Origin of the sequence: Streptomyces sp. DT224 (assembly GCF_049844595.1) — a bacterium.
Taxonomy (GTDB): domain Bacteria; phylum Actinomycetota; class Actinomycetes; order Streptomycetales; family Streptomycetaceae; genus Streptomyces.
In genome coordinates this window covers 48,561-64,762 of sequence record NZ_JBNCLI010000016.1, presented here as the reverse complement: position 1 = coordinate 64,762, position 16,202 = coordinate 48,561, and the positions used below count along the sequence as shown (strand labels likewise).

At 68.9% G+C, this 16,202-nt stretch carries 23 protein-coding genes; 18 read left to right on the top strand and 5 right to left on the bottom strand.

Going from position 1 to position 16,202, the window contains the following annotated elements:
- Position 1: 1 nt before the first annotated feature.
- The 3 genes from ACLQ2N_RS32700 to ACLQ2N_RS32690 form a co-directional block, all read right to left on the bottom strand.
- On the bottom strand, positions 2 to 280 hold the full coding sequence (locus ACLQ2N_RS32700) for a hypothetical protein (RefSeq protein WP_425818851.1): 279 nt from the start codon (positions 278 to 280) through the stop codon (positions 2 to 4).
- A 198-nt stretch (positions 281 to 478) separates the two neighbouring features.
- On the bottom strand, positions 479 to 667 hold the full coding sequence (locus tag ACLQ2N_RS32695) for a DUF397 domain-containing protein (protein WP_425818850.1): 189 nt from the start codon (positions 665 to 667) through the stop codon (positions 479 to 481).
- Positions 664 to 1,581 (bottom strand): helix-turn-helix domain-containing protein, encoded by a 918-nt coding sequence (locus ACLQ2N_RS32690; RefSeq protein ID WP_425818848.1) that lies wholly within the window; start codon positions 1,579 to 1,581, stop codon positions 664 to 666. Before ACLQ2N_RS32690 ends, ACLQ2N_RS32695 begins: the two co-directional genes overlap by 4 nt.
- A gap of 301 nt (positions 1,582 to 1,882) precedes the next feature.
- On the opposite strand from ACLQ2N_RS32690, the gene ACLQ2N_RS32685 reads away from it, so the two are divergent.
- The 9 genes from ACLQ2N_RS32685 (at position 1,883) to ACLQ2N_RS32645 (ending at position 7,699) form a co-directional block, all read left to right on the top strand.
- Positions 1,883 to 2,308, top strand: coding sequence for an ATP-binding protein (locus ACLQ2N_RS32685; protein ID WP_425818846.1), 426 nt, complete (start codon positions 1,883 to 1,885; stop codon positions 2,306 to 2,308).
- Positions 2,305 to 2,853 (top strand): hypothetical protein, encoded by a 549-nt coding sequence (locus ACLQ2N_RS32680; RefSeq protein ID WP_425818844.1) that lies wholly within the window; start codon positions 2,305 to 2,307, stop codon positions 2,851 to 2,853. The genes ACLQ2N_RS32685 and ACLQ2N_RS32680 overlap by 4 nt, the downstream gene beginning before the upstream one ends.
- A 113-nt stretch (positions 2,854 to 2,966) precedes the next feature.
- A complete protein-coding gene (locus ACLQ2N_RS32675; protein ID WP_425818842.1) occupies positions 2,967 to 3,500 on the top strand; it encodes a hypothetical protein in 534 nt (177 codons plus the stop codon).
- Entirely contained in the window at positions 3,497 to 3,958 is a 462-nt protein-coding gene (locus tag ACLQ2N_RS32670; protein ID WP_425818840.1) for a DUF6082 family protein, read from the top strand. The genes ACLQ2N_RS32675 and ACLQ2N_RS32670 overlap by 4 nt, the downstream gene beginning before the upstream one ends.
- Positions 3,959 to 4,172: 214 nt before the next feature.
- Positions 4,173 to 4,847, top strand: coding sequence for a hypothetical protein (locus tag ACLQ2N_RS32665; RefSeq protein WP_425818838.1), 675 nt, complete (start codon positions 4,173 to 4,175; stop codon positions 4,845 to 4,847).
- 5 nt (positions 4,848 to 4,852) lie between these two features.
- Positions 4,853 to 5,605 (top strand): hypothetical protein, encoded by a 753-nt coding sequence (locus ACLQ2N_RS32660; protein WP_425818836.1) that lies wholly within the window; start codon positions 4,853 to 4,855, stop codon positions 5,603 to 5,605.
- A complete protein-coding gene (locus tag ACLQ2N_RS32655) occupies positions 5,602 to 6,504 on the top strand; it encodes an SAM-dependent methyltransferase (protein ID WP_425818834.1) in 903 nt (300 codons plus the stop codon). The genes ACLQ2N_RS32660 and ACLQ2N_RS32655 overlap by 4 nt, the downstream gene beginning before the upstream one ends.
- Positions 6,504 to 7,154, top strand: coding sequence for a hypothetical protein (locus ACLQ2N_RS32650; RefSeq protein ID WP_425818832.1), 651 nt, complete (start codon positions 6,504 to 6,506; stop codon positions 7,152 to 7,154). The genes ACLQ2N_RS32655 and ACLQ2N_RS32650 overlap by 1 nt, the downstream gene beginning before the upstream one ends.
- Positions 7,151 to 7,699, top strand: coding sequence for a GntR family transcriptional regulator (locus ACLQ2N_RS32645; protein ID WP_425818830.1), 549 nt, complete (start codon positions 7,151 to 7,153; stop codon positions 7,697 to 7,699). Before ACLQ2N_RS32650 ends, ACLQ2N_RS32645 begins: the two co-directional genes overlap by 4 nt.
- Positions 7,700 to 7,826: 127 nt before the next feature.
- On the opposite strand, the gene ACLQ2N_RS32640 is transcribed toward ACLQ2N_RS32645, so the two are convergent.
- A complete protein-coding gene (locus ACLQ2N_RS32640; RefSeq protein ID WP_425818828.1) occupies positions 7,827 to 7,982 on the bottom strand; it encodes a hypothetical protein in 156 nt (51 codons plus the stop codon).
- Between the two features lie 260 nt (positions 7,983 to 8,242).
- Between ACLQ2N_RS32640 and ACLQ2N_RS32635 the strand changes: the two genes are divergently transcribed.
- The 4 genes from ACLQ2N_RS32635 to ACLQ2N_RS32620 are packed head-to-tail and all read left to right on the top strand — an operon-like array spanning position 8,243 to position 11,696.
- Complete coding sequence (locus ACLQ2N_RS32635) at positions 8,243 to 9,043, top strand: hypothetical protein (protein WP_425818826.1); 801 nt, start codon at positions 8,243 to 8,245, stop codon at positions 9,041 to 9,043.
- Between the two features lie 15 nt (positions 9,044 to 9,058).
- A complete protein-coding gene (locus ACLQ2N_RS32630) occupies positions 9,059 to 10,603 on the top strand; it encodes a B12-binding domain-containing radical SAM protein (RefSeq protein ID WP_425818824.1) in 1,545 nt (514 codons plus the stop codon).
- Positions 10,600 to 11,253 (top strand): dTMP kinase, encoded by a 654-nt coding sequence (gene tmk / locus ACLQ2N_RS32625; RefSeq protein ID WP_425818822.1) that lies wholly within the window; start codon positions 10,600 to 10,602, stop codon positions 11,251 to 11,253. The genes ACLQ2N_RS32630 and tmk overlap by 4 nt, the downstream gene beginning before the upstream one ends.
- Complete coding sequence (locus ACLQ2N_RS32620; RefSeq protein ID WP_425818820.1) at positions 11,250 to 11,696, top strand: NUDIX hydrolase; 447 nt, start codon at positions 11,250 to 11,252, stop codon at positions 11,694 to 11,696. Before tmk ends, ACLQ2N_RS32620 begins: the two co-directional genes overlap by 4 nt.
- A gap of 133 nt (positions 11,697 to 11,829) precedes the next feature.
- Here the strand turns inward: ACLQ2N_RS32620 and ACLQ2N_RS32615 are convergent, their stop codons facing one another.
- Positions 11,830 to 12,135: a hypothetical protein gene (locus ACLQ2N_RS32615; RefSeq protein ID WP_425818818.1), complete on the bottom strand. Its 306-nt coding sequence runs from the start codon at positions 12,133 to 12,135 to the stop codon at positions 11,830 to 11,832.
- Positions 12,136 to 12,349: 214 nt separating this feature from the next.
- Here ACLQ2N_RS32615 and ACLQ2N_RS32610 point away from each other — a divergent pair, with 214 nt between their 5' ends.
- The 5 genes from ACLQ2N_RS32610 to ACLQ2N_RS32590 are packed head-to-tail and all read left to right on the top strand — an operon-like array spanning position 12,350 to position 16,009.
- Positions 12,350 to 12,802, top strand: coding sequence for a hypothetical protein (locus ACLQ2N_RS32610; RefSeq protein ID WP_425818816.1), 453 nt, complete (start codon positions 12,350 to 12,352; stop codon positions 12,800 to 12,802).
- An 8-nt stretch (positions 12,803 to 12,810) separates the two neighbouring features.
- Entirely contained in the window at positions 12,811 to 12,966 is a 156-nt protein-coding gene (locus ACLQ2N_RS32605) for a hypothetical protein (RefSeq protein WP_425818814.1), read from the top strand.
- A gap of 40 nt (positions 12,967 to 13,006) precedes the next feature.
- Positions 13,007 to 13,366, top strand: coding sequence for a hypothetical protein (locus ACLQ2N_RS32600; RefSeq protein ID WP_425818812.1), 360 nt, complete (start codon positions 13,007 to 13,009; stop codon positions 13,364 to 13,366).
- 1 nt (position 13,367) lies between these two features.
- Complete coding sequence (locus ACLQ2N_RS32595; RefSeq protein ID WP_425818810.1) at positions 13,368 to 15,800, top strand: phage portal protein; 2,433 nt, start codon at positions 13,368 to 13,370, stop codon at positions 15,798 to 15,800.
- Entirely contained in the window at positions 15,797 to 16,009 is a 213-nt protein-coding gene (locus ACLQ2N_RS32590) for a hypothetical protein (RefSeq protein WP_425818808.1), read from the top strand. Before ACLQ2N_RS32595 ends, ACLQ2N_RS32590 begins: the two co-directional genes overlap by 4 nt.
- Positions 16,010 to 16,202 lie beyond the last annotated feature (193 nt).

Here is a 16,202-nt window from a genome sequence, read left to right as displayed (position 1 = left end):
GTCACGCGGCCACGGCAGCTGGCTGCTCGCCCCCGTCGGGGAGCTCCCAGCCTTCAAGATCGAGCTGTTGCTCCGTACGGGCCCCGAGCCGGGCGCGCACCAGGAGCTGCGTGTCCGGCAGGGCGCCGCGGGTGAGCCCGGTGGCCATCATGACGACCCACGTCTCCACCGGGACGAGGATCTGCCCCCGGTACCAGTCCGGCAGTGCTACGAGGGTTGTACGGCAGCCGGCGCGGACCACTGTCGCGGTTGTCGGCGTGTGCGGCAAGAAAACGGTCACCGGTACCCCTTTGCGCTGTTCTGTATGTGGGGGTGGGGAAATCATCCACCCATCGCCGCTTCAGCACCAGGGCCGGAAGCAGGCTGGTGTCGGGCACAGGAAGATGATTCGCTGTGCTCGAATGGCCATCGTGGAGAGCAGCGATGGGCCCCCCTCTATCTCCCAGAGGGGGGCCCATCATTGCTCTCTCGGTAGGGACTAGCGTGTGGCGTGGGTCAGGAAGGCCGACCACGACGCGGGGGTCATCTTGAGGTTGGGGATCGTTACGTCCTTGGAGTCACGGACGAGGACGGCGCTGGTGTTGAGTGCTACCTCCACGCAGGCGTTCCCGCTGCCCTCGCTGTAGGAGGACTTGAACCACTGGGGCTGAGCATTGTTGTTGGTCATCTGATCTCTCGCGCTAGGTTGCGTACATATTCTTCGGTCTCCTCCGGAGGCAGGGCGGAAGCGGAAAGCCTCTCCCACCGCCTGGCGAAGACCCCTACATCGCGGGGCTTCCCGGACATAGCCAGGGCTCCCCACGCGTTATCTGCCTGGACTTGTGGGGGCAGTTCGTCCCCCATGTCCAGGATGCTGAAGTCGGCCGTGAACCGGTATCGCTTTCCGGTCGTAGGCAGGATCTGGATGGTGACGTTGTCGAGCTTCGAGAGCTTGATCAGCTCTTCGCACTGTTCCTGCATCACCTCTATGTCGCCGATGATCTGCCGGAGTGCCGACTCTCCGATGATGGCGACGAGTGCGACGGGATCGTCCTTGCGGGTGATGAAACCACGCCGGCGCATGCGCAGTTGTACGGCCTTCTCCACGGAGTCGGAGGGGGCTTCCAGGACTGGCTGCTGCATGGCGAACAGGGCGCGCGCGAAGGGTTCCGTCTGGAGGCTTCCCCACGGTAGCAGCGGGTGGTACACGCGGATCGTTTTCGCTACCTCCTCGATGCCGACGAACTTCGGCATCTGGGTGGGCGTCATCCCGTCCTTGAACTCCGAGATCCATTCCTGGCTGGAAGCCTCCCGCTGGATGGCAAGCAGCTCCTCAACGAGCGGGTCCGGCTCTTCGACGCCGTAGATCCTCAGAAGCGCAATGAGATGCTGGGCCTGGCGCAGCGAACTGAGCCCCGTCTCGACGCGCTGAAGCAGGGCCTCGGAGAAGCCCACCAGGACCGCGGCATCCTCGATCCTCATGCCCGCCGCAACGCGGAGGCGTCGCAGCTCCTGGCCCAGCGCAATCTTGCGTGCGGTCGGACGCGATCGACCGGCCAATGTGCCTACCTCCCCGGCGAACGCACATGCCTCCTTCGGCATGCGCTGAGTGTCGCATTGCATCTGCTCGGCAGAACACCCCATGGGATCGGCCCGACAGCCCATGTGCGCAGCCGCTCACGCCATGTGATCGGCTGCAAGGTCCATCTGATCGACCTCCCGGGCCATCTGCGCGCTCGGGCACATGCCACTTTAGTCCCCCGGGAGGATTCTGCGGGGATTCCGTTGAATCCTAATTCCCCTGTGTAGCAGCCTAGTTGCGCGAGGAGTTCGTGCCCCACCAAGCCACGAAGCTCGCCTCCCCCGGCGCCAGCGCGGCGCTCGTCCCTGCTCGAAGGACCTCATGATGGAACTCGTTCCCGTCCTACGTGAGACGCGCTTCGCACTACCAGCCGACTACAGCGCACTGGCGGTGGCCCGTATCGACGGTCGGACCCGACTCACCGTACTGGGCTGGCCCGGCAGCCAGCATGATGCCGTGAACGTTCTGTACGTCTTGGTGCGCAACGCTCTGGAACACGGGGTCACTCCGGACACACAGACATTCGAGGTGCGACTCACCGTCGCTGACGGCGACGAGCTTCTGGTTGAGGTCGATGACCCAAACCCGAAGTTCCCCGAGTTCGACCGAGCGATTGGGGGAGAACTGGGGCGCGGCCTGTGGGAAGCACAGCGGTGCGGCGCGACCATCACGTACTTCCCTGCCGACCGTGAGGGCGGCGGCAAGACCGTACGCGCCACCCTGCGCCCGGGTCCGGTGGCACCATGACCATCCTCACCCTCCCGTCGGCAGTCGCCGAGATGCCGACGGCCGCCGAAATCACCGAGCGCCTGGACGCGGCGGCCGGACCTGACCGACAGCCGGCCGCCGACATGGCGGACCTCGCCGCCCGACTGCGAGCCCTGCTGAACGTCCAGGCGCACCGGCAGACGCGCTTGCGGCTGGGTGGCGGGCTGTTCGAGGTCGTCATCACCGGCGCCGACGGGGCCGCTGAGGCGCTGGAGCGGATGGACGTGCAGCAGGGCGGGTGCGGGCCGGTCATCCAGGACCCTGCCGGGTGGCTGTACTGGCTGGTCCCGCCGGGCACGCGCCGGCGCTGGGCGTGGCACTCGTACGCGGTGTGCCTCGGTGCTCCGCACATCCTCACCCTGCCCCCGCTGAACCGGGACGCGCCTCCGGGGCCGTACTGGCTGCGCCCGCCGAGGAGCGACCGCCTAGTCCCAGTCGATCCGCTGCGGCAGGTGCTGATGCAGGCCCGGCCAGAGCCGGCCCCGCACCGCGAGATCGCCGCTCATCTCGGTTCCGCCCATTGACTCCGTGCTCGCCGACCCACCCGTCCCCCCGGATGCCGGCGAGCACGGGCTGACCCCCTGGTGCCGGGCTGCCGCCTCGGCCCCGGTACCAGGGGCCCGTACTGGAGAATCCTGTGTTCGAGACTGTTCCGCCCGATGAGATCGCGGACGGTTGGCCGGACTACGGTCAGCCCCGGCTGCGACAGACCGACGAGGCCCGCCTCGCGAACCTTCGTCGGGGCTACCTCACGAGCGCCCTGGCCGCTGTCCCGGAGAGCCGGCAGGTGCGCGTCGCCACGTACGTTCTGGCGGAGCCGGGAGTCGACGTGGAGGCCGCCCACGCCTACCTCGCAGAATTCGCCAGAACCCGCAACTGGCACGTCTACCGCGTTCCGTACACGGAGTACCCCGCCGCCAGCACCAGGCCGCCCGGCAACGCGGAGCGGCCGGAGCTGGGCGCTGCCTGCCAGGCCATCAGCCGCGGCTTCGTGCACGGGATTCTCACGACCAACCGACAGGCCATACCGGCCAGCAGCTCCGCCTACGAGCACCTGCTGCGCCGACTTGCTGAATGGCTCGCGTTCGTCGCCTTCCTGCCGTCGGCCTGGCTTCAGCAACTGTCCCTACAGCCTCCGCACTTGACCGCTGCCCCGAAAGGCACCACATGAAGTTCGAACGCATGGCCCTGCTCGCTCTCACCGCCCTGGCCGGCGCCCATCTTGTCCAGCGTGACCGGCACCACCGGCAGCGCCTCGACCTCGCGGCGGCCAACCGCCAGGAGCGGTGGCTGGAGCGGATCATGACCAACCCCGAGCTGGCCGAGGCGTGGAAGCCGGACGACCTGAGCGCCGAGGAGTACGCGACGCTGATGAGTGCCAACCTGGCGCTGGGCACGCACTCGCTCCGGCATCGGCTGGGCGTGGACTCGACCCCCCAGATGCGCTTCTACGCCGACCTCCTGATGCGCACCAAGTGCGTGCGCCAGTACTGGAAGCGCTTCGGGCCTGACCGGGAGGCGGAGGCCGTTCACGGCGAGCGGCAGCTCGGCACCGTCAACGACGCCCTCGCGGTTGCGTACCGGTCCGTCCAGCGTGAGCAGAAGAACGCCAGCGTCATGGCCAGCTGACCGACCCGCACGCTCCGAGGGGCCGTGCCATCAGACCCGGGGGCGTCCGGGAATCCTGCCTTTTGCCTGGGCCGCATAGCGAGTGTGTCCCGGCCAGAAGGCGCCCGGGAGCGGCGCGCTTGCGCGCCCCGGCCGCGATCCGTGGGGGGTATGCGGCCGGCCCCGATCCCCACCTCCAGTTCCGTGACCGTCACCGACCATCAGGGACAGCACCGTGACCACCACCAGAGCGCCGTACATCATTCCGTGGGCGGGCGAGATCACCTTGCCCGAGCCGCTGATGATCACCCCGGGAGGCGTCTTCTACGTCGATCCCCGCGTGGATCAGCGACACAGGGATGACGACGACGTGCTGTGGGAGGCATGCGGCGGCCAGCAGACCGGACCTCGTATCTACGCGCTGCTGCACCCGGCCCGTCAGCGCGAGGCGATGCGGAATCTGCTCTGCGCGACGTGCGGAGGTCCCGCGAGCCGGAACGCCGACGGGATGCTGTGGCTGATGCCGCTGCTGGCCGGGCCTCCGGCCGAGGGCACGACGTGGGAGGGCGTGCAGACCACCATCCCGCCCTCGTGCGAGCCGTGCGCGGACAGGGTGACGGCGGGCTGTCCGTGGCTGCGGGACGGTCATGTCCGGCTGCGGGCCCGGGTCGCCGAGCAGATCGGTGTCCGCGGCACCCGGTACTCCCGCACGGGACAGCCAAGCCTGGCCGAGGACGACGACGCCCTGGTCCTCTACGACTCCCCCGACGCACGGTACGTCGTGGCGCGGCACGCCGTCCGGGAACTGGGCTGGGTCGCCGTCGAGGCCGTCGTCACCGCCGCGACCACCCCCTCCGGCGCGGCTTGCCCGTACGCCGGCGTCGCACTCGCAGACGGGGTGAGCGCCTGATGGGCATGCACGCTCTCCCTCACCTGAGCAACGAGACCGGTTTCGCTGCTGTCGCCGAGTTCGCCGCGCGGCAGCTGGACGTGGCCCTTGGTGTCCTCGGGCCGGCCGGGGGGCACTTCGTGCAGCAGCACAGCGGTGGTGGCGCCCGAGTCCGCGTCGAGGGTGTGCCTGCGGCCGACGACGACCGGCCGGACGCATGGGCATGGGCCCGAGGCGATGTGAAGAACACCCTCGCCGACAACGGCATCATGACGTGGAAGTGCGAGCGGTCCGCCGGCACGCGCCTTGGATGGGACATCACTCTCCCAACGGCCGGCGCCGTACGCCTGCTCACCGCCCTGATCAAGTCCGGAATGAACGCCGTGGAGCGCGCCGCACTCGCTCTGACCCTCGCCCTCAACGAGGCCGGCATCGAGGTCCGGGCAGCCGTCGATGACGACTACGCGCTCCAACCCCTCGCGCTCAACGCCAAAGACGCGCTGACCCTGTGGAAGCTGCTCCGCGGACCCTCCGACCGGCCCGCCCATATCGATATCTCCACCTGGTCCGGTCTCGACAAACTCGCAGGCAAGTTGATGCGCCTGCCGAAACTCGCTGTGCTCATCGAGGCGCAGCCCGGATGCGACAACTGCCACCTCCCGAACCAAGTCGTCTTCGGCGCACTCACCGCGGACGAGGCTCAGTCCCTGGCCGCAGCCGTTGCCCGCCGAACCGCCGCAGCAGCACAACCGACCACACCCTCGGGAGGCCAAGCATGAGCACCGACACCGAGTACCAGCACAACCAGCGGTGCTACGGCACCGCATGGGCCCCGGCCACACAGGTGCCGCGCCCGCCCGAGGACTGGGCACACCATGCCGCCAGCGCACGACTGTACGACCGGCTGCTGGGCGGTTCGGACTGTTACGCCTCGGACAGGGCGGTGTTCGCCGACCTGTCCAAGGACGGCTTCGAACGCCTGCGCCAGGCCGCCATGATCAATCTGGAACACAACACCGCGGTGGTCACGCGCCTGGCCCACGAGGGCTTCACGCAGTTCCTCGACCTCGGATGCGGCTACCCCTCGCCCCGGCCGCACGTCCGCGACGTGGACGAGACGGCGCTGGCGCTCATCCCCGTACCCCGAGTCGTTTACGTTGACATCGATCCGCGTGTCGTCGCTCACCGGCGGATGCGGCAGGAGAACGCGACTGTCACTCGGATCGTGCAAGGCGACCTTGCCCGCACGGACACCCTGCTGCGCTCCGAGCAGGTGAGCGGGGCGCTCGACCTGGACCGGCCTGTCGCCATCCTCGCGCACGACGTGCTGCCCTGGCTTTCCGATGCCGACGCCATGAGGTCGATGCGCATCCTGCGGGAGTGGGCGCCACCCGGCAGCGCCCTGTCGATCACCCACGCCTGCGACCTTGGCCCCACCAGGCCATCCAAACTCACCGCCCTCGTCAGGGACAAGGCCACCCTCACCTACCTCCCCCGCGACAAGGAAGTCATCCGGGAGTACGCCGGCGGCTGGCCGTTGCTGGAGCCGGGCCTCATGCCCACCGCACGGTGGCGGGCGGACAGCCCACTCCCCGAGGAGATGTGGCACGCATCCGGGGCGTACGCGGGCGTCGCGATCAAGCCGGCCGCCAGCACAGCAGAAGCGCGGGGGGCGTGATGGTCGAACTCGTAGAAGCCGACGTTGAGCAGTTCTACCAGGGCCGTCGGCGGATGCCCTACATCGCGCCGTGGAGCGAGGAGCGACCCGACCGTGCGCTGACGTGGCTGCGCGGAGGCCGGCTCGCCTACACCGACGAAACCGAGCAGGACCGCGTCAGAGGTGCGCTGCTGCTGCGCCAGGGCTCAGCGCGGGGCCGCGGGTACGCGAATCCGGCGGGTGTCCACCCGCAGCGGCAGCGCGAGGTGATGGACCGCCTCGGCTGCCAGGTCTGCGGCGCAGACACCGGCCGTGAGGCAGCCGATCTGTGGAACGGCCGGCGCCTCTTCCTCGTCGCCGAGGGCACGCCCCTCCACGACGGTGCGGAGACCGCTTCCCCGCCCGTGCACCGTGCCTGCGCGATCGAGGCCCTGACCGAGGAGATCGGCTGCAAGCACCTGCGGGGCGCCCCGGCCCTGGCCCTGGCGGAGCAGGTGACGCCGTGGGGGGTGCACGGCCTGGTCCACGACCCCGTGACCCGGGAGCCATGCGGCCGTCACGCACTCCCGTACGACCACCACCTGATCCGCGCCACGATCGCGTTCCGCGTGATCGTGCGGCTTCACGCCTGCACCCCCATCACCCCCGACGAGCTGAGGACGGCGGCATGACCCTGCCCAAGACCCCGCGACCTCCGCAGCCGGGCACCCGCGGGCGCGCGGTCTACGACGCTCTGGTCGGCATGCTCGCGGACACGGAGAAATACCCCCCGGGTACCCGGCTCCCGTCCTACATGGAGCTGCGCCAGCGCTACGGCGTCTCGCCGAGCGTCGTGTCCAACGCGATGGAGTCCCTGGCGTACGAGGGACGTGTCGTCATCCGTCAGAGCGGCGTGACGGTACAGGGGAAGTGCCGGCCCCCGGTCAATGAGACTGGCAGCCGCGTCTCCGAGCCGAGCGCAAATGGCCGACCCGCCCAGAGGCCGACTGCTGCGCGCCTGGGCGCGATCGTGCGGAAGCGCATAGCGAACGGTGTGATCAAGCCCGGCCAGCCAATCTCCAACGCGCTGACCGCGGAGTTCGGCGTGTCCAGAAGCGTGCTGCTCAGCGCGCTCGCGCCCCTGCACAACGAGGGGCTGCTGGTCTACACGCGGGGCGTCGGCACCTACGTGCCCCACCCTCCCGAAGGCCCAGGAAGGGGCTCCCATGCCCGCTGACCTCCTCTTCGTGCACGCGCCCCGGGACGGCTACACCCCATGACTCCCAGCGGCTTGAGGGCGGAAGCATGACGTATCCACGCCGGTTTACGGACATTCCAGAACCGGGCACCGCCGCACGGTTGGTCTACGACGGGGTACTCAGCATGATCGCGAAGCCCCGGTGGTACCCGCCGGGCAGCACGTTACCCAGCTCCGCCCGACTCGCCGACCTCTTCAAGGTGTCCGTGGACGCGGTGACCATCGCTAAGAGCGCGCTGGAGTCCAGCGGGTACGTGCTCATCCACCCGTGTAAGACAACCGTGATGAGAAATGGGTCCGGCCAGGCCCGGAGCGACTGATGGCCCACAGACTCCCGGCGCGGGGGGCACCACCAACTCGTGCATCCGCACGATGGCCCCGCGCCGGGTCGCACAACCCACATTCACTCCATCCTCACGGCCGGATGCTTACCGGCGCCGGCTCAGCTCACCCGCCCAGCCTCACCCCGGAGCGCGAGAGGCTACGAGGACACGAACGTCGCACGATGCAGGGAGCGCACCCATGAGCGTACTGACGACCGACCACCCGGCGTGGATCGAGGCGGAAGACGGAGACCGCGCGCGAGCCGTGCGCACAAGCACCGGCATCTGGACGCTGCGGTGGGGCCCGGACGGGATGAACATGCAGTGCTTCTCCGGCTTGGAAGACGTCAAGCCGCGCCTCGTCACCACCGACCCCCGCACCCTGCCCGACACCGTCCCGGCCACCCTGCACCTCGGACTCGCCAGCCTCGGCCAAAGCCGGCGCCTGGCCAATCCGTGGCTGTGGGACGCCATCACCACCGCGATCCTGCGTCAGGTCGTACGCGCCGGACAGGCCCGCAAGCTCTACCGCGCGTGGTGCGCCGAGTACGGAACACGAGTACCCGGCCCGAACGGCGAACTGTCCATTGCCCCGTCAGCCGAGCAGGTCTTGGCCCTGAAGGACGACCAGTTCGACGCCATCGGAGCCCGCTTCCACCGTTCCGCGCTGAAGGCCGCAGCAGAGCACTACCTCACGGACGGGCCTCGCTGGCAGCAGATGGGCGCCGACAGCCTCGCATCCGCGCTGACAGCCGTTCCCCGCATCGGCCCCTGGACTGCGGCGGCCGCGGCCACCGACTTCACCGGCGACTTCGCCACCTACCCGCACGACGACCTCGCAGTCCGCACCTGGGCCGCGCAGATCGCCCCCTCCTACCCCTGGCCCGGCAAAAAGGACAAGAAGTTCGGGCCGATGTGGACCGCCATGGCCGGTCCCGACCGCACCGCCCTGCACACGCTGACCCTTTCCACGCTCACCTGGGGCTCCCATGCCCGCTGAACTGGAGGACTCTCGATGCAGCCGTTACCCCTTATCTCCGGAGCCGACCCGAACCGGGCCCTCGACGCCCTCTTCGTGAACGCGCCGCTGCGCGACTACGACCTGCGCCCGCGGACCAACGACTACACCCTGCCCGTGCTCGGCATGGCGTACATCGCCACCTACGCCCAGCAGGCCGGGTTCAACGTCGGCGTCCTCGACGCGGAAGCACACGGTCTCGGCGTCACCGAGACCGTCAAGGCCGTCAACGCCGCCCGGCCGAGGTGGGCGGCCATGAACCTTCTCGCCCCGACCTACGAGATGTCCGCCCGCATCGCGGCCGGCCTGGACCCGGACATCGCGCTGATGGTCGGCGGTCACCACGCCAAGGCCATGCCCGACCGGGTCCTGGCCGACCCCCGGATGACCAACCTGAAGGCCCTGGTCCTCGGCGAAGGCGAACTGCGCGTCGCCGCGCTCCTCGAAGACGAACAGCGCCGCCGCGAACTGCCCGGCGTGATGTGGCGCGACCCGCTGCTCGGCACCCACGCCGCGGGCATCCCCACCGGCCGCCCCGACCCGCAGCTCCTCGGCCCCGACATCAACGCCCTGCCGTACGTCGACCGCGCCTTCCTGCCGCAGGACCCCTACCAGGCCACGCCCACCGAGGCCGACCGCCGGCTGGCCACCAGCCGCGGAACGGACCTGCTCCGACACGCCGCCACCGCCGGGCACCTGGAGGCCAACATCGTCGGCAGCCGCGGGTGCCCGTACAACTGCACGTTCTGCGGAGCGGCCGTGTCCGCGAACCCCGACCTGACGATCCGCGTCCGCAACCCGCAGAACATCATCGGTGAGCTCGACCAGCTCCACGACCAGTACGGGGTCACCGCGTTCCGATTCGTGGACGACCTCTTCCTCGGGATGCGCCGCGTCATCGAGGAGCAGATGGAAGCGTTCACCGCTCAACGGATCGGGGACCGCTACGTCTGGGACGCCACCGGCCGCATCAACGTCCTGGACCGCCTCTCGGACCGCGAGCTCGACCGCCTCGTCACCAACGGCCTGCGCGAGGTCGCCCTCGGCATCGAGTCCGGAAGCGACAGCGTCCTCAAGGCGATGGACAAGCGGATCAACGCCGAGATGACCGAACGCGTCGCCCGCCGGCTCGTCGCCCACGGCATCGGCGTCAAGGGCTACTTCATCCTGGGATTCCCCGGCGAGACCAGCGACGACATCAACGACACCGTCACCCACATCCGCAACCTCTGGGCCATCGCCGACAACAACCCGGGGGACATACGCGCCAGCGTGTTCGAGTTCCGCCCCTACCCCGGCACCCCGATCTGGACCACCCTCACCGAGGCCGGCCACAGCCCGGACGCGCTCCTCGCCTATGGAGACGTCGACCTCACGCAGGACGGCGCCGCAGAACACATGCGCCAACGCGACGAGTTCAACTTCTCCGTCGGCATCCAGTTCGGGGACGTCCCCCTGGCCACAGTCCGCTCGACGCTGGCCACGCTCACCCGCGAACAGCACGAACGCAACCAGACGACGATCCAGGGGGCAACGGCATGAGCCAGCGCGGGATCTTCATCACACTCGACGGGCCCAGTGGCGTCGGCAAGTCGACCACGCTCCAGGCACTGAGCGACGCCCTGACCGGGCAAGGGATTCCCGTGCGCCGCACCCTGGAGCCCAGCACAAGGGAGACCGGGCGCTTCGTCAGCGAGAATTTCGCCCACATCCGCGGGCACGCCCTCGCGTGCCTCGTGGCCGCGGACCGCTACCAGCACGTCGAGCACGAGATCGAGCCCTGGCTCACCACCGGCGAAACCGTCGTCTGCGACCGCTACCTCGCGTCCTCGCTCGTCATGCAGCGGCTCGACGGAGTGCCGTTGCAGTTCCTCGTGAACCTGAACGCGGACGTCCTCCGGCCCGACCTGGCGGTCATCCTGACGGCCGACCCCCGCCTGATCGCCGAGCGGATAGCCTCGCGCGGCCCGCGCAACAGGTTCCACCGAGACCCCACCGCACCGGACCGCGAAGTCTCCCTCTACACCGAAGCAGCCAAGATTCTGACTGGGATCGGCGTTCCGAACGTCCTGGTCGTCAACACCGGAGAAGCCACCCCGAAGGAGGTAGCTGAGCGAATCACCTCCGAACTCGCCGCATTGTCGCTAGCGTCGACTGCTTCACCGTCGCCAAGCACTCATCAGGGACCATGACACCACCACTCGCCGAACCGGCCATCGACACCCACGTCATCCTCCGCGAGGGCGACAAGATCCTCTTCTCCCAGCGCGGAGGCCCCTACGGTCACGGCCGCTGGCACATGCCCTCGGGCAAACTCGATCAGGGCGAGACCCTGAGCGTGGGAGCTGCCCGGGAACTCTGGGAGGAAACCGGGATCACCGTCGATCCGGAACACCTGCGCCTGGTGCAGGTGGTGCACCACAAGCAGAGCCAAACAGTCGAACGCATCGGCTTCTTCTTCGAGGCCACCCAGTGGAGCGGAGAACCGGTGAACCGTGAGCCGGAAAAGTGCCTGCGGCTGCAATGGTTCAGCGTGCACGAGCTGCCCGACGACATCATCGAGTACCCCGGAGCCGGGCTGCTGGCCTACCTGAACGACGCCGACGGGCCACTGACCGAGCACGGCTGGCCCTGACGGAGCACGGGCGGGCAGCCGGTCTCCTGACGGCCTCGCCCTGACCAAGTTGTGCCCCTTGAGTCCGTCGCTCAGGGGGCACAACGCATACAAGGGACTGGGCGGCCAGTACGTCGGGGCGGCAGCGGCTTCGCTACTCGGCCTCCACGACATCGACATGTGCGTAGAAGGCCACACGATCCTCTTCTGTGACGTCGTAGCAGACATACACATTGGTCACCGTGACGTCGACGCCGTGCACCATCACTTGCTGGCCGACGACCGGTACCGGGAGCGGTCCGTACGCCCTAAAGGAGGCGAGACTGGTCTCCAGACGGGCGCCTGCCGCAAAGAACTCGATGGTGTAAAGCGCGGGCTCCGTGTCCTGCTGAGTTCGCCTTGCCTCATCCGCCACGATTCTTTGAAGCCCAGCGGATAGCTCGGACGTCTGCTCGGCCATGATCGGGCTCCTCGCTTCTCGTGCGTCGACGGAACGGGGGTGCCCGAGCCGTTGCAGAACACGGTAGGGCTTCGGAGCGACGCGGCCATCTCCGAGCCCTCCGCGCACACCCGCACCGGGTGTAACGCAAATCGCGGTCACTCCGTCCATACAAGCAGCCAGCCGTTGACGCTCGGCCAGCAGCTGCTGTATCGCCGCCAGGAGGAACCGGACTGTGTCGACGCCAGTGTTCGTGAGTGACCAGCTCTTCTTCGAGCCCTTCGCGGATCTTTTCGAGAGCCCCCAGGGCGGCCCCACGCCGCCCGTAGCCGTGAAACCGCAGGAGCAAGACCTTGCTCACGTCTGGATCATCGCGGCCGAGATCAAGGTTGAGGAGCGCATTGCCAAGATCGCAGACTTCCGCGGCAGCTTCATGACGGAGACCAAGACCCGCGTGGACGCCCTGGAGGTCTACTGCCGGAACTGCCGGCGGCCGTACGAGGATGTCGCCGGGATCGACTGTGAGGCGCAGATCGACAACCAGCACCTGATCGGCGGCGACCAGTCCCAGCGGGCGAAGCGGAAGATCCCCACCCCGCCGCCGACCTCGCGGCTGCTGAGCGGGGGCACCATCCAGCGCCGCGGCATCGGCTCCTACATCAGCGGCGTCTCCCGCCCGGCCCGATAGGAACACCAGTGCCCCTCTTCCTCCTCGGTGTCCTCCTGGGCGGGATATCTGCTGGCGTCACCCAGCATCAGACCGGCTCCACGCAACTCGCCGTCATCGTCGGCGTCATCGCCGCAATCGCCACCTGGCTCGGCCTGGCAACTGTGATCTTCGCGGACGACTAGGCCCGAGACGTAAGCGCGGCAGACCCCTACGGTCCGCGGCGTGAATCCTCCAACGCAGCCCCCACCCTCAGGCCACCGGGCACCGCGCCGTCGCATCCTCCGCGACGTACTCGGCCTCTTCCTGATCGGCTCAGGGACGGTCGGGCTGCTCGGGGCCCTGTACGCAGCCGAACCCCTCGTGACCCTCTTCCTTGCCGGCCTGATCCTGGGCTTCGGCGGTGCAACCGTTCTGCGCGTCACCCCGCCCCTGCACCCCCTGGTACGGCTCGTTGCCGGGTACCTCGCGCTCTCCCTCGGTCTCACCGTGCTCGCCGGCCTTGCGTTCGCCTTCACCCCCTGGGCCGTTCTGTTCGCTCTCCTGGTCGCGCTCGGCGCCTACCTGAGCAGCGAGGGAGACTGACATGGCAAAGCGCAAGTGGCTTCCAGCGCTCCGATCCCTCATTCCCCCGCTCCAGGCGCCGGAGCCCGAAACCAAGACGCTGACCTGGACCGGCGGCTACGCCTCCACCACGTACGCGGGTACCTCCAACGTGTGGTCCACGGAGGGGCGCGCCGACGGCTGGGACCTGGACCGCGTCGTCACCGAAGGCTACGAGCGCGTCATCTGGGTCTACAAGGCCATCGAGACGATCGGAAAGCACGCCGGCCGCCTTCCGATCGAGATCGGTGTGGGCCTGTCCGAAGACGGCCAGTTCGAGCAGGTCATCGAGGACCATCCCCTGCTGCGGGTCCTGAACGGGCGGGCGAATCCCGTCGAGACCGGCGCCCAGTTCCGCAAGCGTCTGTCCGCGCAGATCCTGCTCTCCAAGGCCGGCGCGTTCGTGGAGGTGACCCGCTCCAACCGGGGCACCATCACCCGCCTCGATCTCCTTCCCCCTGACCGGGTCATCCCCGTCCCCGACCCGCGCGGCGAATACATCGCCCACTTCGAGTTCACCACCCTGTTCGGCGAGGTCCGGGAGCTCGACCCGGAACGGGTCCGCTGGATCAGAGACCCCCACCCCACCGATCCCTTCTCCGGCATGACCCCTCTGGAAGCCGCCGGCGTCAGCGTCGAGCTGGACTACCTCTCGCGGCTGTACAACGTCGCCTTCATCCGCAACGACGCCCGGCCCGGCGGCATCGTTGCCGTGGACACCACCACGCTCAGCGACCAGGAGATGAACCGGCTCGAATCCCGGTTCCTGCCCGGCAGCGAGTTCGCCGGTCACGTCTCGGTCGTCGGCGCCGGGCCGGGCGGCATGAACTACGTCGACCTCGCGGCAAAGCCCCGAGAAATGGCCTACGAGCACGCCGCGCAGAACGCCAAGATCGAAATCCTCGGCGCTTTCGGCGTCCCGGAGAGCGTGCTCGGCAACGCCTCCGGCCGCACCTTCGACAACGCCGAGCAGGAAGAGTTCAACTTCTGGTCACACACCGAGCTCGACCACCTCGCGATGATCTCCAACGCTTTCGCGGGCGACCTGCGCCACCCGGACGCGAACATCCGCTTCAACACCTCCAGCGTCGAGGTACTGGAACTGCCCCGTCGGCGGCGTCGCGCGGAAGCCCGCGAAGAGTGGGAAGCCGGCCTGATCTCGATCGATGAGTACCGCCGACGTACGGGGCTGCCCGCCTACGACAACGCCCACAGTCGCGCTCTGTGGATCTCCCCGCAGAAGGCCCCTGTTCCCGCCCGCCCGGAAGACGCCGCCGCCCTGGGAATCCAGGGAACCGGAGACACCAACACCCCTGGAGGGGCACTGCCGCCCGGCATGGGCCCCAACGCTGCGCTTCCCCCAGGCAGCCAAGAGGGCGGGGACGCCGCGGCGGCCGTCGCTCAGGCCCGCAGCGACGGAGGCCAGCCCGCAGGCGCGCTCCCACAGGGCCCCGGCGCGACGGCAGTCGCGTCCGCACGCGAGGACGGCGCCCCCGGCGGACAGCCGGGCGCAGCCGCCGCGGCCGTCGAGTCGGCACGGCAGATCGAACAGCGAAGTCCCGGGGACGCCGCTACCGCGGTTGCCGAAGCCCGCGGCCTTGAGGGCAAGGCGCTGCCGCCTGGCGGCACCGGCTACGAGGTCACCGACGACGACTTCGACCAGGCCGCCCAGGCGGTGGCGGCCGCACTCACCCCGCTGTTCGACCGGCAGATGGGCGTGATCACCGCGCGGCTGCGTTCCCCGAAGGCCCGCAAGGGCACCCGCTACTGGCGCGACGACGGCCCGACAGACACCCGCGGCGGTGACGCGGCGCTGGACATCCAGCGCATCATCGGCGCCGACCGCTGGCTTGAAGAGGTCTCCGGCACTCTGGCGCACGTTCTGGCCGGTATCGCGCACGGCGTGTCCCAGCGAACCGCTGCTGCCCTTGGCGCCGCCGAGCCTCCCCCGTCGGCCGCAGCCCGTGTCACCGCCGCGGTGCTCGACGCCGTCTATGCGGGCGAGGGCGGCGCCCGCCACTTCCTGGACACCCTGGGCGGGCTTCTCGGCCAGGCACAGGACGTGACCGACGACCTCGAAGACCTCCTGGCGCTCGTCCGCACAGCCTTCTCCGACATCGCTCCGCGTACCGCTGCGGGCATCGCCGAGAGCGCGGCCACCGCCACCGTCAACGGCGCGGCCGACGCGACCGCCGGCGCGATCGGCCCCCACATCGTGCGGACCTGGGTGTCGCGTGGCGACGACCGCGTACGCGAAGCCCACGCCGACGTGGACGGCACCACCCTGCCCGTGACCACCCCGTTCGACGTGGACGGGTACCCCATGCGCTACCCCGGCGACCAGCTCGCCCCCCTGTATCTGACCGCCAACTGCCGATGCCGCCTGCGCTACCGCACTGAAGGAGACAAGCTGTGAGCTGGATCGTCTGGACCCTGTGGACCGCCCTCTTCGCCCTGTTCGAAACGTGGGCGCTGATCAACAAGAAGAAGGGCGACACCCTCAGCGAGAACACCCGGGCGCTGTTCCGCACCCGCACGTCCAAGGCCGGCCGGGCGGTGTTCACGGCAAGCTGGCTCGGCTTCTCCGGATGGTTCCTGCTGCACATCCTCACCCAAACGATGTAACTTCCGCCGAACCGCGCCGCCCTGGCCCTCGTCCCTGGTAGCTTTTACATCGCACCACCGAGGCCCCATCGCGGCATACATGTCGTACAGCGGTTCAGCATCACAGCAACATTCTCTGCGCTCTCGGGCGCAGAGCTCCACTACGGAACCGCAATCAGCAAGACCAACTGGCCACAGGCTGGTTATCTCCTCG

What these genes read in the sequence shown, in the direction of transcription:
- ACLQ2N_RS32620 (WP_425818820.1), top strand. Translation starts at nt 11,250, where the DNA reads ATGACACCACCACTCGCCGAACCGGCCATCGACACCCACGTCATCCTC.
- ACLQ2N_RS32690 (WP_425818848.1), bottom strand. Translation starts at nt 1,581, where the DNA reads ATGCCGAAGGAGGCATGTGCGTTCGCCGGGGAGGTAGGCACATTGGCC.
- tmk (WP_425818822.1), top strand. Translation starts at nt 10,600, where the DNA reads ATGAGCCAGCGCGGGATCTTCATCACACTCGACGGGCCCAGTGGCGTC.
- ACLQ2N_RS32685 (WP_425818846.1), top strand. Translation starts at nt 1,883, where the DNA reads ATGATGGAACTCGTTCCCGTCCTACGTGAGACGCGCTTCGCACTACCA.
- ACLQ2N_RS32660 (WP_425818836.1), top strand. Translation starts at nt 4,853, where the DNA reads ATGCACGCTCTCCCTCACCTGAGCAACGAGACCGGTTTCGCTGCTGTC.
- ACLQ2N_RS32650 (WP_425818832.1), top strand. Translation starts at nt 6,504, where the DNA reads ATGGTCGAACTCGTAGAAGCCGACGTTGAGCAGTTCTACCAGGGCCGT.
- ACLQ2N_RS32595 (WP_425818810.1), top strand. Translation starts at nt 13,368, where the DNA reads ATGGCAAAGCGCAAGTGGCTTCCAGCGCTCCGATCCCTCATTCCCCCG.
- ACLQ2N_RS32645 (WP_425818830.1), top strand. Translation starts at nt 7,151, where the DNA reads ATGACCCTGCCCAAGACCCCGCGACCTCCGCAGCCGGGCACCCGCGGG.
- ACLQ2N_RS32615 (WP_425818818.1), bottom strand. Translation starts at nt 12,135, where the DNA reads ATGGCCGAGCAGACGTCCGAGCTATCCGCTGGGCTTCAAAGAATCGTG.
- ACLQ2N_RS32680 (WP_425818844.1), top strand. Translation starts at nt 2,305, where the DNA reads ATGACCATCCTCACCCTCCCGTCGGCAGTCGCCGAGATGCCGACGGCC.
- ACLQ2N_RS32640 (WP_425818828.1), bottom strand. Translation starts at nt 7,982, where the DNA reads ATGAGCACGTACCCGCTGGACTCCAGCGCGCTCTTAGCGATGGTCACC.
- ACLQ2N_RS32670 (WP_425818840.1), top strand. Translation starts at nt 3,497, where the DNA reads ATGAAGTTCGAACGCATGGCCCTGCTCGCTCTCACCGCCCTGGCCGGC.
- ACLQ2N_RS32695 (WP_425818850.1), bottom strand. Translation starts at nt 667, where the DNA reads ATGACCAACAACAATGCTCAGCCCCAGTGGTTCAAGTCCTCCTACAGC.
- ACLQ2N_RS32635 (WP_425818826.1), top strand. Translation starts at nt 8,243, where the DNA reads ATGAGCGTACTGACGACCGACCACCCGGCGTGGATCGAGGCGGAAGAC.
- ACLQ2N_RS32655 (WP_425818834.1), top strand. Translation starts at nt 5,602, where the DNA reads ATGAGCACCGACACCGAGTACCAGCACAACCAGCGGTGCTACGGCACC.
- ACLQ2N_RS32630 (WP_425818824.1), top strand. Translation starts at nt 9,059, where the DNA reads ATGCAGCCGTTACCCCTTATCTCCGGAGCCGACCCGAACCGGGCCCTC.